Origin of the sequence: Isoptericola sp. NPDC060185 (assembly GCF_042728595.1) — a bacterium.
Lineage (GTDB): Bacteria > Actinomycetota > Actinomycetes > Actinomycetales > Cellulomonadaceae > Isoptericola.
This window is the reverse complement of sequence record NZ_JBHWYY010000007.1, coordinates 23,062-36,077: the sequence shown is the minus strand read 5'-3', so window position 1 is coordinate 36,077 and position 13,016 is coordinate 23,062. Positions and strand designations below refer to the sequence as shown.

The 13,016-nt window shown below is 72.8% G+C and carries 12 protein-coding genes and 1 tRNA gene; 6 read left to right on the top strand and 7 right to left on the bottom strand.

What is annotated here, in order from left to right:
- Positions 1-57 precede the first annotated feature (57 nt).
- The 6 genes from ACFWDO_RS04515 to ACFWDO_RS04490 all read left to right on the top strand — a co-directional run bounded on the left by ACFWDO_RS04515 (position 58) and on the right by ACFWDO_RS04490 (position 7,156).
- Positions 58-1,014 carry an Acg family FMN-binding oxidoreductase gene (locus tag ACFWDO_RS04515; RefSeq protein ID WP_380346810.1) on the top strand — a complete coding sequence of 319 codons (957 nt, stop codon included), beginning with the start codon at positions 58-60 and terminating at the stop codon, positions 1,012-1,014.
- A gap of 211 nt (positions 1,015-1,225) precedes the next feature.
- Positions 1,226-2,311, top strand: coding sequence for a universal stress protein (locus ACFWDO_RS04510; protein WP_380323320.1), 1,086 nt, complete (start codon positions 1,226-1,228; stop codon positions 2,309-2,311).
- On the top strand, positions 2,308-2,895 hold the full coding sequence (locus ACFWDO_RS04505; RefSeq protein ID WP_380323323.1) for a DoxX family membrane protein: 588 nt from the start codon (positions 2,308-2,310) through the stop codon (positions 2,893-2,895). Before ACFWDO_RS04510 ends, ACFWDO_RS04505 begins: the two co-directional genes overlap by 4 nt.
- Positions 2,896-2,902: 7 nt before the next feature.
- Positions 2,903-3,835 carry an ATP-binding cassette domain-containing protein gene (locus tag ACFWDO_RS04500; RefSeq protein ID WP_380323325.1) on the top strand — a complete coding sequence of 311 codons (933 nt, stop codon included), beginning with the start codon at positions 2,903-2,905 and terminating at the stop codon, positions 3,833-3,835.
- Positions 3,832-5,481: an ABC transporter permease gene (locus ACFWDO_RS04495; protein ID WP_380323328.1), complete on the top strand. Its 1,650-nt coding sequence runs from the start codon at positions 3,832-3,834 to the stop codon at positions 5,479-5,481. Before ACFWDO_RS04500 ends, ACFWDO_RS04495 begins: the two co-directional genes overlap by 4 nt.
- 70 nt (positions 5,482-5,551) lie before the next feature.
- Positions 5,552-7,156, top strand: a complete 1,605-nt coding sequence (locus ACFWDO_RS04490; RefSeq protein WP_380323331.1) for a GAF domain-containing protein — start codon at positions 5,552-5,554, stop codon at positions 7,154-7,156.
- A 21-nt stretch (positions 7,157-7,177) separates the two neighbouring features.
- Here ACFWDO_RS04490 and ACFWDO_RS04485 read toward each other — a convergent pair whose 3' ends face one another.
- The 7 genes from ACFWDO_RS04485 to ACFWDO_RS04455 all read right to left on the bottom strand — a co-directional run bounded on the left by ACFWDO_RS04485 (position 7,178) and on the right by ACFWDO_RS04455 (position 12,701).
- The gene (locus tag ACFWDO_RS04485) at positions 7,178-7,828 is read right to left on the bottom strand and encodes a response regulator (RefSeq protein ID WP_380323334.1); all 651 of its coding nucleotides are present in this window, start codon (positions 7,826-7,828) and stop codon (positions 7,178-7,180) included.
- Positions 7,829-7,909: 81 nt separating this feature from the next.
- Positions 7,910-9,292 carry an MBL fold metallo-hydrolase RNA specificity domain-containing protein gene (locus tag ACFWDO_RS04480; protein WP_380323336.1) on the bottom strand — a complete coding sequence of 461 codons (1,383 nt, stop codon included), beginning with the start codon at positions 9,290-9,292 and terminating at the stop codon, positions 7,910-7,912.
- 652 nt (positions 9,293-9,944) lie between these two features.
- Positions 9,945-10,172 carry a helix-turn-helix domain-containing protein gene (locus ACFWDO_RS04475; protein ID WP_380323339.1) on the bottom strand — a complete coding sequence of 76 codons (228 nt, stop codon included), beginning with the start codon at positions 10,170-10,172 and terminating at the stop codon, positions 9,945-9,947.
- Positions 10,173-10,290: 118 nt separating this feature from the next.
- Complete coding sequence (locus tag ACFWDO_RS04470) at positions 10,291-11,499, bottom strand: tyrosine-type recombinase/integrase (RefSeq protein WP_380323342.1); 1,209 nt, start codon at positions 11,497-11,499, stop codon at positions 10,291-10,293.
- Between the two features lie 156 nt (positions 11,500-11,655).
- Positions 11,656-11,732 (bottom strand) — tRNA-Val (locus ACFWDO_RS04465).
- Between the two features lie 77 nt (positions 11,733-11,809).
- Positions 11,810-12,286, bottom strand: a complete 477-nt coding sequence (locus tag ACFWDO_RS04460; protein ID WP_380323345.1) for a peroxiredoxin — start codon at positions 12,284-12,286, stop codon at positions 11,810-11,812.
- A 4-nt stretch (positions 12,287-12,290) separates the two neighbouring features.
- On the bottom strand, positions 12,291-12,701 hold the full coding sequence (locus ACFWDO_RS04455; RefSeq protein ID WP_380323348.1) for a DUF3052 domain-containing protein: 411 nt from the start codon (positions 12,699-12,701) through the stop codon (positions 12,291-12,293).
- Positions 12,702-13,016: the final 315 nt, after the last annotated feature.

Here is a 13,016-nt window from a genome sequence, read left to right as displayed (position 1 = left end):
CTACTGTGGACGTGGCGCCGCTGCTCCCCGTCGGCCCCGCTGCAGGGAGGTGAGCTCATGGAGCTCCTGGATGCCCGGATCGAGCGGATCCTCAGGGCGGCCGATCGTGCACCGAGCGTGCACAACACGCAGCCATGGCAGGTGCGCGTGCGCGGCAACCGCGTCGTCGTGCGCGCCGACCCGTCCCGGCAGCTGCGCCACTCCGACCCGCAGGGCCGGGAGATGCTCATCAGCTGCGGGGCGTTCGTCCTCAACGCCCGGTTGGCCGCCCGACGGGAGTCGCTGCTGCCCGTGGTCACGGTGCTGCCCGACCCCGACGACCACCTGCTCGTCGCGGAGATCGATCTGCGGCCGGGTCCGGGTCCCGACATCGACGAGCTGGAGCTCGCGGTGGCGATCGCCCGCCGCGTCACGACGCGCAGCCCCTTCGACGACCAGCCGCTGGACGCGGACGTCCTGCAGGCCATCCAGATCGCCGCCCACGACGAGGGCGCCGTGCTCCGCCTGATCCAGCCCTCGGAGCCGGCGCGCGACCAGGTGATGTCGCTGGTGCGGCGCGCCGAGGCCCTGGCCGCCGAGGACCCGGCCGCCCGAGGCGAGGAGAGGGCGTGGACCGCCGTCGCGCCCGACCGCCCCGACGGCATCCCGCAGGAGATGCTCGGCCCCTGGACGTTCGACGACCGCTCCCCCGTACGCCGGTTCCTCGCCAGCGCCGGCAACGCGCAGTTCGAGCAGCGGTCGACGATGGCGGTCCTCCTGACCGCCGGGGACACGCCCCGTGACTGGATCGCGGCCGGCCAGGCGCTCGAGCGCCTGCTGCTGGTGGCCACCACCTACTTCGTGCGTGCGTCGTTCGCGACCACGGTCCTGGAGAACCCGACCACCCGGCACGACCTGCGCCAGGCGCTCTCGCTCGACGCCCCGCCGCAGATGCTCATGCGCCTCGGGTACGGGACCACGCCACGCCACACCCTGCGCCGCACCGTCGAGGACTCGGTCGCCCCCGACGCCTGACCGTCCGCCCCTGGCGGCGGCGGGACCACTCGACCCAGGCCGACGGGGTCTTTGGTCACCCGGTACCCGAGCTCGGGCGACGGTCTCGATCCCGGGCACGGGTGCCCAATGGCCCCCAGTTCAGGTGGCGCATGGCACTGCCGGTCCGTCACGACACGGAGAACCGTGGAAGCAGCAACCCCGCGGCCAACGTCACGGAACGGAGCGCACGATGGGCACCACGACGGGCACCACTCCCGGCACCACCCCGGAGGTCCACGCCTCGGGGAGCAGCGCGTCGGGCGGCCCCGCGCCGGACCGCCCGATCGTCGTCGGGATCGACGGGTCGGCGGAGGCCTCGCGTGCCCTGGCGTACGCGGTCCGACGGGCGGAGCGCGAGAGGTGCCCCCTCTGGTTGATCAACGCCGTCCACGAGATCGTCCCGGTCGGGCCGATGCTCCCGCTCATCAGCGGCGAGCCTCTGGTCGACGTCGGGCACCAGCTCCTCGCGGAGGCCAGGGAGGTCGTCGAGGACCTCTCGAGCGGCAAGGTTGCCGTCCGCCTCCAGGTCGCGCTCGGGCCGGCGGTCGACCTCCTCGTCGCCGCCGCGGAGCGCTCCCGCCTCGTCGTCCTCGGGCACCGCTCGTCCTCGCTGCTGGAGCGGATGTTCACCGGCAGCACGACCTTCGGCGTCGTGTCCCGCGCCGTCTGCCCCGTGGTGAGCGTGCCCCACGACTGGGTGCAGGAGGCCGACGCGCACCGCGTGGTCGCCGCCATCGACGGCTCGCGATGCTCGGCCGACGTGCTCGCGCACGCGTTCGCCGTCGCCGAGGAGCGGGAGGCCCGGCTGGAGATCGTGCACTGCTGGCGCCTGGACCCGTTCTACAGCTACCTGGTCGACGAGTGGTCGGTCCAGGAGGAGTGGGGCATCCAGGCCCACGGCATCATCGACGGCCTCGTCGACGCGGCCGCGCACGACCACCCCGACGTGCCGTTCGAGCTCCACCTCGAGTACGCCAACATCCCCGACACCCTGGTGCGGCACTCGGCCGGCGCCGACCTCATGGTCATGGGCCGTCACGGGCACGGTGCCCTCGGCTCGCGCATGATCGCGGCCGCGCTCGGCAGCGTGACGCGCGCCGTGCTCCAGCACGCGCGGTGCCCCGTCGAGGTCATCCCGCCCCGTCCGCCCATGGAGGCGTCCCGCGAGCCCGCCGTCGCGGCACAGGCGCAGGTCTCCCCCTCCGACAGTCCGCTCTCCCCACCCCTCGCCGCCGAATCCGTCGGCGGCCTGTCATCTGGAGGCACGTCATCATGAGCACGTTCGAGTACCGTCACGACGCGGGCGCGTCGTCACCGGCCCCTGCACGGCCGGGCACCACCGTCGAGACCGCGGCCGAGACCTCGCCCGGGTCGCGCACGGCCCTGCGGTACGTAAGCGCCGTCATCCGTATCTGCCTCGGGTGGGTCTTCCTGTGGGCGTTCCTCGACAAGCTCTTCGGCCTCGGCCACGAGACCCCTCCCGAGGGCGCCTGGCTCGACGGTGGTCAGCCCACCGCAGGCTTCCTGGGCAACGCGACCGCCGGACCCTTCGCCGACTTCTACCAGGGCCTCGCGGGCCAGGCGTGGGTCGACTGGGTCTTCATGATCGGGCTGCTCGGCATCGGGCTCGCGCTGATCCTCGGGATCGGGATGCGCATCGCCGCCGTGGCAGGCGCGCTCATGCTCGTCCTCATGTGGTCGGCCGTCCTGCCGCCGGCGAACAACCCGTTCATGGACGACCACCTCATCTACGCGCTCGTCCTGGTCGCGCTCGCTCTCGGCGACGCCGGACGCACGCTCGGGCTCGGAGCGTGGTGGCAGAGCACGGCGCTGGTTCGGCGTTGGCCCATCCTGGTGTGAGGACGCCATGACCACCGGCAGCCCTTCCAGGCCCGCCGTCCGGGTCGAGGGCCTGTCCAAGTCGTTCGGGCACGTCCGAGCGCTGGACGGCCTCGACCTGGTCGTCCCCACCGGGCAGGTGACCGGCTTCCTCGGCCCCAACGGGTCGGGGAAGACCACCACCATCCGGATCCTGCTCGGCCTGCTGCACGCCGATGCAGGGCGGGTCGACCTCCTCGGCGGGGACCCGTGGACGGACGCGGTGCGCCTCCACCGGCGCGTCGCGTACGTCCCGGGCGACGTCACCCTATGGCCCAACCTGACCGGCGGTCAGGCGATCGACATCCTGTGCCGCCTGTCCGGGCCCCTGGACCCCCGCCGCAAGCAGGAGATGCTCGAGCGGTTCGAGCTCGACCCCACCACGAAGGCGCGCGCCTACTCCAAGGGCAACCGGCAGAAGGTCGCGCTCGTCGCGGCCCTCGCGTCGGACGCCGAGCTGCTGCTGCTCGACGAGCCCACCAGCGGCCTCGACCCGCTGATGGAGGCGGCGTTCACCGCCTCCGTCCGAGAGGTCCGCGCCGAGGGGCGGTCGGTGCTGCTGTCCAGCCACCTCTTTCCCGAGGTGGAACGCCTCGCCGACCGCGTCACGATCATCCGCGACGGGGCCACCGTCGAGTCCGGGACGATCGCCGAGCTGCGGCACCTGACCCGTACCCGCGTGAGCCTCGTGCTCGACGGCGGCGCGGGCCGCCTCACGGTCATCCCCGGCATCCACGACCTGGCGACGGCCGACGGGCGTGTCAGCTTCGCGGTCGACGACGCCGACCTGCCGCGCGTGCTCGCGGCGCTCGCACCCCTGCACCCGCGCGGCCTGGTGGCGAACCCCCCGTCGCTCGAGGAGCTGTTCCTCAGCCACTACGACGACGAGCTCGCCGCGCTCGGCGCGGGAGGCAGACGATGACCGCCACGACCGCGCCCCGCCGCGACCGGACCGCCGCCCACGCCCGACAGGTGCCCGAAGACACGCTGGCCGGGCTCGCGACGATGGTGCGCTTCCGGGTGCGCCGGGACCGCGTGCGGCTGGCCGCGTGGTGGCTCGTGCTCGTCGGCATGTTCGCCTATGTCTGCGCCTACTACCGCGACCTCCTCGGCACGCCCGAGGCGCTCCGCGACTTCGCGACGATCAGCGACACCCCGGGCGTCCGGGCGCTCACCGGGCTCGCCGCCGCGCCCGCCACGCTCGGTGGCGCGGTGTGGACCAAGATCTGGATGACCACCGCGCTGGCGCTGGCCTTCGGCGCCCTGTTCCTCGTCACCCGCGCCGGGCGCGCGGACGAGGAGGCCGGCCGCACCGAGCTGCTGCGCTCACGGGTGCTCGGCGTGCACGCCGGCTCGGTCGCCGGCTGGGGCGTCACCGGTGCGCTGGTCGTGGCGGTCGGCCTGGGCGTGGCGGCGGCCTCGATCCTCGGCGGGCTCGACCCCGAGGGGGCGGGTGTCGCCGGGTCCCTGGTGCTGGGCGCCTCCGTGAGCGGTGTCGGGCTGCTCGGCGTCGGCGTGGGAGCGCTGGCGGGCCAGGTCGCGACCACGTCGCGCGCCGCCAACGCCCTGGGTTCCGCCGTGCTCGGCGGGTGCTACCTGCTGCGGATGGCGGGCGACCTCGGCGACGGCACCCTCACCTGGGCCTCCCCCATCGGGTGGGCGCAGGAGATGCGGCCGTGGGGCGGCGACCGGTGGTGGCCCCTGGCGCTGCTCCTCGCCCTCGCCGCCACGCTGCTCGTGGTCTCGGTCCGCGTCGAGGCCCGCCGCGACCACGGGCGCGGCGTCCTGGCAGAGCGGCGCGGGCCCGGCGGCGCTCCGGCGCGCTGGGCGCGGCCGCTGTGGCTGGCGCTGCGGCTCCAGCGCGGCCCCCTGCTCGGCTGGACGGCGACCGTGCTGCTCGCCGCCGCGATGTTCGGCTCCGTCGCGGAGGCGATGACGGACCTCTTCGCCGACTCGGGCGGCGCCATCGCGGACGTCGCCCGCGGGACGGGCGTGGACGCGCTGCTCGCCCTCCTCGTGGCGATGCTCGCCGTCGTCGTCACCGTCTTCGCGATCCAGTCCGCCGTCACCCTGCGCTCCGAGGAGGCCGCAGGGTTCGCCGAGATCCAGCTGGCGGGCGCCCTATCCCGGATCGGATGGACGCTGCAGCACCTGCTGATCCCCGTGCTCGGCGCGGGAGTCCTCCTCGCGGCCGCGGGCGGGGTTCTGGGGCTCGAGCACGGCGGGCCGCTCGGCGATCCCGAACAGGCGGGACGGTTCGCGCTGGCCGCCCTTGCGTACTGGCCCGCGGTCATGGTGTACGTCGGGCTCGCCGTCGCGCTCTTCGGCTGGGCACCCCGGTTCTCAGTCCCCTTCACCTGGGGCATCCTGGTGGCGAGCTTCTTCGCCATGATCCTGGGTGACGCCCTGCCCGCCTGGGTGCTGGACGCCCTTCCCTTCTCGGCGACGCCTTACCAGCCGTACGAGCCGCTCACGTGGACGCCGCTGGTGCTCATGGCCGCCGTCGCCGGTGCCGGCGTCGCTGCCGGGACGCTCCGCTTCGCGCGACGCGATGTCCAGACCGGGTGAACCGAGGGCCGCCGCCCACCGGATGTCGCCCGGGAGCGCCGTCGAACCTCGGGCGCCCTACGCTCGAGAGGTGGACAAGACCTCGGCCGAGGTGCAGGACGCCGTCCTGCAGGCGGTCAGCGGCGTCGCGGCAGACTTCGACCTGCGCGACCTCCTGCTCGGCGTGGTGCGGGCCGCATGCACGCTGTCCGGGGCACGCTACGGGGCCCTCGGCGTCATCGGACGGTCCCGCCGCCACCTCGTCGAGTTCGTCACCGAGGGCGTCACCGACGAGGAGCGCGCGCGGATCGGGCACCTGCCCACGGGCCGCGGCCTCCTGGGGCACCTCATCGTCCACCAGGAGGCGCTCCGGCTCGACGACCTGTCGCGCCACCCGTCGTCGTCGGGCTTCCCACCCGGGCACCCGCCCATGACGACCTTCCTCGGCCTGCCCGTGAAGGTGCGCGGGCACGTCTTCGGCAACCTCTACCTCACGGACAAGACCACGGGCCCCACCTTCACCGCCGACGACGAGCACGCCGTCACCGCGCTGGCGGGTCTCGCGGGCCTCGCGATCGACCATGCCCGGCTCCTGATGACCGCGGAGCGCCGCGCACGCTGGCTCGAGGCCGCGGCGGCGACCCCGTCGGAGGTGCTGCGGGCGGCGGACACCACCGAGGCCGTCGACGCCGTCCTCCGTGCGGCCCTGCGCGCGTCCGGCGGCACGACCGCGATGGCGATCGCCCCCGACCCCGCGCCCGAGGCTCTCGGCACGTTCACCGTCCGCGCCGCGGCCGGAGACCTGAGCCGCGACCCCCGTCGCACGCTCGCCGACCTGCACCCGGCCCTGATGCTCGCCATGGCCAGCAGCCAGACCCGCTGGGCCGAGCTCCCCGGTGACGGCAGCGCCGTCATGACCCGGCTGTCCCTCGACACCATGACCCGCGGCGCGCTCGTCATCGTGCTCCCCCAGCGCGCGTACGCGGAACAACTCGGCGAGGACTTCGACTTCGTGGCCAACTTCGCCGGCCAGGCGTCCCTGGTCCTGGAACGGCGCCACACGAGGGCCATGCAGCAGGAGATCGCCGTCCTCGCCGAGCGCAACCGGATCGCGCGCGACCTGCACGACGGCGTCACCCAGCGCCTCTTCGCGCTGGGCCTGCAGCTGCAGGCCGTCGAGCGGCAGTCGCCGCCCGAGGTCCGGGAGCGGCTGCGCACGGTGACGAACGATCTCGACGCCACGATCCGCGAGGTCCGTCAGTCGATCGCGGACCTGCGCCCGTCGGAGCGCCAGCAGCACTCGATGCGCGCGAAGATCCAGGCCGTCGTTGCCGAGTACGGACGCGTCCTCGACCCCGAGCCCGTGCTCCGGATCGAGGGCCCCGTGGACACGCTGGTCGATCCGGCCCTGCGCCATCACGTCGTCGCCGTGCTGCGCGAGGGCCTCTCCAACGTCTCCCGGCACGCCTCGGCCAGCACCGTGCGCGTGAGCGTCACTGCGGCGCCGGGTGAGCTCACCTGCACCGTCACTGACGACGGGGTGGGCTTCGACCCGGCCGAGGCGCGCAGCGGCCTGATCAACCTCGCCGAGCGCGCCGCCGAGCTCGACGGCACCTTCGAGATCACCGCCGGCGAGCCGCACGGCAGCGTCCTGACCTGGCGCGTCCCGATCGCCACGCCGCCCCGTTCGTCCTGACAGGTGGGCGCGTCAGGACGGTCACCTCTCGGGTGTGCCTCCGAGCAGCCTCGTCGCCAGGACGGCGGCCTGCGTCCTGGACTCGAGGTCGAGCTTGGTCAGGATGTTCGAGACGTAGTTCTTCACCGTCTTCTCGGACAGGAACATCCGGGCCCCGATCTGCCGGTTGGTCATCCCCTCGGCGATGAGGGTCAGCACCTTGTGCTCCTGGTCGCTGAGGGCCGCCAGGGCCGGCGCCTCCGCGGGACCAGCGCGCAGTCGCTCCAGGACCCGCGACGTCAGCGCCGGGTCGATCAACGACTGCCCCGCGGCGACCCGCCGTACCGCGTCGATCACGTCCGAACCGGTGATCACCTTCAGCAGGTATCCGGACGCCCCCGCCATGATGGCCGAGAACAGGGCCTCGTCGTCGTCGTACGACGTCAGCATCAGGGCACGCAGCTCGGGCATCGTGGAGTGCAGCTCCCGGCACACCTCGATGCCGGACCCGTCCTGCAGCCGCACGTCGAGGAGCGCCACGTCCGGCCGGCACCGCGGGATCTGCTGGAGAGCCTCGCGGGCCGAGCCCGACTCACCGACGACCTCGAAGCCGCCCTCCGCCTCGAACAGCCCTTCCAGCCCGCGGCGCACCAGCTCGTGGTCGTCGAGGAGATACACCCGCACCGGCCCCATGCCCCCGTTCTACCCCGGTGCCATGACGGCCACCAACGCTGCCGACGAATCGCGTGCGGGACGACGCCAGGTCGCCTTCCGTCAGTCCACCAGGACCCGTTCGTCGAGCCGGGGCACGACGGCGACACAACCGACCTCGTCGCGGATCCGTTCCGCCAGGGGCGCCGACGCGCGAGCCTCGCCGTGCACGACGTAGGCGACGTCGGGAGGCTCCCGCATCTGCTTGATCCAGCCGACGAGCTCGCCCGCGTCGGCGTGGACGGAGAACTCCTCGTCCTCGACGACCTCCGCCCGCACCGGCACGTACCGGCCCATCAGCTTCAGCTCGCGGGCACCGTCGTGCAGCATCCGGCCGCGGGTGCCGACCGCCTGATAGCCCGTCAGCACGACGCAGTTCCGGCGGTCCGGGAGCAGGTGGCGCAGGTGGTGGACGACGCGTCCCCCGGAGGCCATGCCCGACGCGGAGACGATGATGCAGGGCTGCGCCGGCGAGTTGAGAGCCCTCGACTCGTCCGGGGTGCGCGCGGCGTGCAACGACGGGAGGTCGACCAGGCTCGACACGCCCGGGCGCAGCTCGCCGGCGACCCCTGCCCGCCCGTAGACGTCGAGGGCCGCGAGCGCCATCGGGCTGTCGACGTACACCGGGACAGGGGGGATCTGCCCCTCGCGGACCATCGTGGACAACGCGTGCAGCACCAGCTCCGTGCGGTCGACGGCGAACGCGGGCACGAGCACCACTCCGCCGCGGCGGATCGTGCGCCGGACGGCGTCAGCGAACGCCGCGTGCGGTTGCACCGGGTCGGCGTGCTCGCGGTCGCCGTAGGTGGACTCGATCACCACGGTCCGCGCCGACGGCGGCTCGGCGCGCGGTCGCAGCACCGGATGCTGCGTCCGCCCGAGGTCGCCGGAGAACAGGACACGCGAGTTCCCGACGTGGGCGAGCACGCTGGCCGAGCCCAGGACGTGGCCAGCGCGGACGAGCCTGATGCCGAACTCCTCGCCCAGGTCCACGTCGACGTCGAACGGCACCGTCTCGAACCGGCCGATCGCTCGCTCGGCGTCCGCCACCGTGTACAGCGGAAGCGGCGGGTCGTGGCGGGACCAGCCTGAGGCACGTGCGAGGGCCGCGTCCCGCTCCTGCAGGTTCCCGCTGTCGCGCAGCACGATCGCGGTGAGCGCAGCAGTGCCCTCCGTCATCCAGATCGAGCCTCGGTACCCGTCCCGGACCAGCACCGGCAGGTACCCGCAGTGATCCAGGTGGCAGTGCGTGAGGACGACGCCGTCGATCGTCTCTGGCGCGATGGGGAAGGGATCCCAGTTCTTCCGCCGCCACTGCCGCTCACCTTGGTAGAGGCCACAGTCGACCAGGAGCCGCCGATCGCCACGCTCAAGCAGGAAGCGACTCCCCGTGACCGTGCCGGCGGCACCGAGAAACGTCAGTGCGACAGGTGCTGCCTCGCCCATGGAGTGCTCCTCGGATTGCCTCGGCCTTCCAGCGTTCGCCCCCTCTTGCCCGAGCGGAAGTGCTGAAAGTCCTCAAGACTTCCGAGTCGCAATGGGCCACCTGGCCCTGGTCCTAGCTTCCGTCGCACGTTTGCTCGGTCTGCCGAACCTCGAGGAATGTCCGCACTGAGTTCTCCCCGTACGCACCCTGACCTGCATAGACGTCGGCCCGTGGGGTGCGTACGGGGTGCGTACGGGGTCGCCACCCCGTACGTTCTCGGTAACGCACTCGAGGGACGATCCGCTGCATGGAGCGAACCATCGCGGTGATCGAGCGGCCCCAGGCACTCGCCGGGTCCTCGCTCGCATGCCGGTCCGGAGTCCTATCGCCGGAAAGAACGGTGGTGATGACTCGTCACCACCGCGGGGCCCCGTTCTACCAGGCGGAGACCACGGTGGTGCCGGCTCGGCACCACCGTCGCGGTTCTGCGGCACGACACGGAAGCCCCCCGCGGGACCTCCCCGGCCCCGCGATTTGCGGGGACCCCACGGTGGTGGTGACTCCGCACCACCGTGGGACCTGCATGTTCACTGTTTTCGCGTCCCGAACGCGCGCTCCGTGTCCGCGAAGACCCGATCAGCGTCGCGAGACGCGGACGTTCACGGCCCGCTGTCACGCCCCGAGTCGCCCCCTCGTGGCCGGGATGGTCACGGCGAGTCGTTCGCGCAGTTCGTCGAGGTCGACGCGGATGAGCCTGCCGACGCGGTAGCCGGTGACGGTGCCGTCGGCGATGCGACGGCGGATCGTCTTCACCGAGACGCTGAACTCCTCTGCCGCGTCGGCGAGGGCGACGAGCTTCCCGTGGCTCCGCGTCCGCTTCTGGATGCCTGTCGATCGCATGGTTCCGCTCCTCCCCGGGCGACGCGCTCGCGCCGCCGTCACGACTCAGGTGTGCACACGTCGTCAGGGGTGGACCCCGGCTACGACAGCACGGCAGGGCTCTCGGCGCCGAGCCTCATCACCCCGACGCCGCACCGCGCGCACGACGCGCGGCCAGCTCGTCCTCGCGAGCCATGGCCGCCATACGCTCGGCGATCATGCGGTCCCGGTCGGCGGCGGCGTGCTGGTAGATCATCGCCACCCGGGCCTCGGAGTGCCCGGCGCGGTGCATCAGCTCGGCGGTAGTCGCACCGGCCCGGGCCGCCATGGTCAGACTGGTATGCCGCAGGTCGTGCGTGCGCACATCCGGTAGCCCCGCCTTCTCGCGCGCGCGGATCCACGCGTACCGCCAGGTGCCCTCGGGCAAGACTCCCCCGGAACGCCCCGGGAACAGCAGCCCGTCGCGCCCCGGCTGGGCGAACCGCTCGATGTGGGCCTGCAGGACGAGCGCCAGCTCCTCCGGGATTGCCACCGTCCGGTAGCCCGCGTCCGTCTTCACCCGTCCGACGACGGCGTTGATGCCCTTGCCGCCCTGCGAGACGTTCTGCGCCACACTGACGGACGCCGACGCCGGGTCGCGCAGGTCTACGTCCCGCCGCCGCAGCGCCCGGGCCTCGCCGATCCGCAGCCCCGTCCAGTTCAACAGGTCGGCCAGCGCCCGCAGGTGCTCGGGCAGGGCTTGGGCGAGCGCCTGGACCTCTGCCGCGCTGAGCAGCACCGGCTGCCGCTGTCGCTTGTGCCGGCCGCCGGCGACAACGCGTGCGGGCGAGGCGTCGATGAGCCCGCGGGCGATCGCCGCCTTGAACACGGCCGACAGGAACTTGTAGGTCTGTGCGGCCTCTCCCGAGCCGTCGGTCGCCCGGTTCGCCTTCCGGGCTCGCGCCCGAAGGTCTTTCTTCAACCTCGCGTGCCAGGCCGCGACCTCGGCCACGGTGACCTCGTCCAGGTACTTGGTACCGATCGTCGGGTCGATGTGCACCCGCAGGATCCGCGAATAGTCCCGCAGCGTCCCGGGCGCCAGCGTGCGGCCCTCGATGTACTCGGTGGCCCACTCGCTCAGCGTGAGTCGCTCGACGGCGGCGTCGCGCCGGTCGGGCGGGAGCCACTCGTCGCGGTCGATGAGCCGGCGTTCGTCGACGAGCCAGGACTCGGCGGCCATCCGGTCGCCGAAGACCCGCGAGTGCCGGGCACCGTCCGGGCCGATGTACCGCGCGCGCCAGCTGATGACCTTGTGGGTGGTCTTGCTCCGACGAGCCTCGAGCTCGCCGAAGGAACGCTTACCGGCCACCGTTGCCACCCCCTCCCGCGAGGAAGGTGGGGGCGCTCCGCCATTCCCCCGCGGGGGTGTGGCGGGGGAATGAACGGCCATTCGGGGGCTCTGGTGTCCATCCGTGTCCACGGACGGTGGGAGCAAAGCTGCAGGTCAGCGCAAGAAAAGAGGGGGTGGTGGGCCCGGAGGGACTCGAACCCCCGACATCCACGGTGTAAGCGTGGCGCTCTGACCAGCTGAGCTACAGGCCCTGGGCAGCGCAGGAAAGGATACCGGGCGACGGGGTGGCGCCCGTACCACCGGCGCGTCGCCCTCGACGCTCGTGGCGTCAGATGTCGGCCAGCGCCGCCCGGTAGGACTCCAGGTCACGACGCTGCCCGCGCGGGTTGACCACCGACCAGCGCACGATCCCGTCGGCGTCGACGAGGAACGACCCGCGCAGGGCGTGCCCGCTGGTGGCGTCGAGGACGCCGTAGGACTCGGCGACCGCCCCGTGCGGCCAGAAGTCGCTGAGCAGGTCGAAGCCGAAACCTTCCTGCTCCTGCCACGCCTTGAGCGCGAAGACGGGGTCGGTGGAGACGGCCAGCAGGCGCACGCCCGCGGCCTCGAAGTCCTCGATGTTGTCGCGCAGCTCGCACAGCTCGCCGGTGCAGATGCCCGAGAACGCGAACGGGTAGAAGACGACCAGCACGTTCTCGCCCCGCAGGTCGGCCAGGTGCACGGGGGTGCCGTGCGTGTCCGGGAGCGTGAAGTCGGGCGCGGGGTCGCCGGGGCGCCACCGGACCTCGGGGGCGGTGCCGCTCACCGGCTCAGCGCCCGCGACCGCGGTTGGCGAGCTTGGTGGCCGACCAGTCCGAGGCGACCGCGAACGTGCTCGTGGCGTGCAGGCCGGCCGTGGTCGCAGCCTCCTGGATCTCGTCGTGGCCCACGTGGCCGTCGCGGCCGGGCTTCGGCGTGAGCAGCCAGACCAGGCCGCCGTCGTCCAGCACGGTCAGGACGTCGACCAGCATGTCCGTGAGGTCGCCGTCGTCGTCGCGCCACCACACGATGACGCCGTCGGTGACGTCGTCGTAGTCCTCGTCGACCAGCTCACCGCCGACGACCTCCTCCACCGCCGCGCGGAGCTCGTCGTCGACGTCGTCGCCCCATCCGAACTCCTGCACGACCTGACCGGGGGCGAACCCGAAGCGAGCTACCGGGGATTCCGCCTGCTTACCCACGTTGGACCTTCGTTCCTCTCCGTCTGACCACTACCGACGCGTCCGTTCACGCGCGCGACGCACTCTTCCGTCGTGTGCGCCAACGTAGTCCACCGGAAGCGGCGCCGCCCGGCAACCCCCGAGCGGCCCCCGGGTTTGCCCGACGAGGGCCGGGACAGTGACCTCCGTAACATCCGGTAGGCGCGGCATGACGTAGATCACGGATCCTTGACCGCCTGATGGTGTTCCCCCGGGCCGTCTGGGGACACAATGAGTGATGACCACCCGTTCGGGGGCCGCACCGTCGCGACCACGCGTCGGGGTGCCCTCACGACG

What these genes read in the sequence shown, in the direction of transcription:
- ACFWDO_RS04475 (WP_380323339.1), bottom strand. Translation starts at nt 10,172, where the DNA reads ATGCGATCGACAGGCATCCAGAAGCGGACGCGGAGCCACGGGAAGCTC.
- ACFWDO_RS04505 (WP_380323323.1), top strand. Translation starts at nt 2,308, where the DNA reads ATGAGCACGTTCGAGTACCGTCACGACGCGGGCGCGTCGTCACCGGCC.
- ACFWDO_RS04485 (WP_380323334.1), bottom strand. Translation starts at nt 7,828, where the DNA reads ATGGGGCCGGTGCGGGTGTATCTCCTCGACGACCACGAGCTGGTGCGC.
- ACFWDO_RS04515 (WP_380346810.1), top strand. Translation starts at nt 58, where the DNA reads ATGGAGCTCCTGGATGCCCGGATCGAGCGGATCCTCAGGGCGGCCGAT.
- ACFWDO_RS04495 (WP_380323328.1), top strand. Translation starts at nt 3,832, where the DNA reads ATGACCGCCACGACCGCGCCCCGCCGCGACCGGACCGCCGCCCACGCC.
- ACFWDO_RS04500 (WP_380323325.1), top strand. Translation starts at nt 2,903, where the DNA reads ATGACCACCGGCAGCCCTTCCAGGCCCGCCGTCCGGGTCGAGGGCCTG.
- ACFWDO_RS04510 (WP_380323320.1), top strand. Translation starts at nt 1,226, where the DNA reads ATGGGCACCACGACGGGCACCACTCCCGGCACCACCCCGGAGGTCCAC.
- ACFWDO_RS04480 (WP_380323336.1), bottom strand. Translation starts at nt 9,292, where the DNA reads ATGGGCGAGGCAGCACCTGTCGCACTGACGTTTCTCGGTGCCGCCGGC.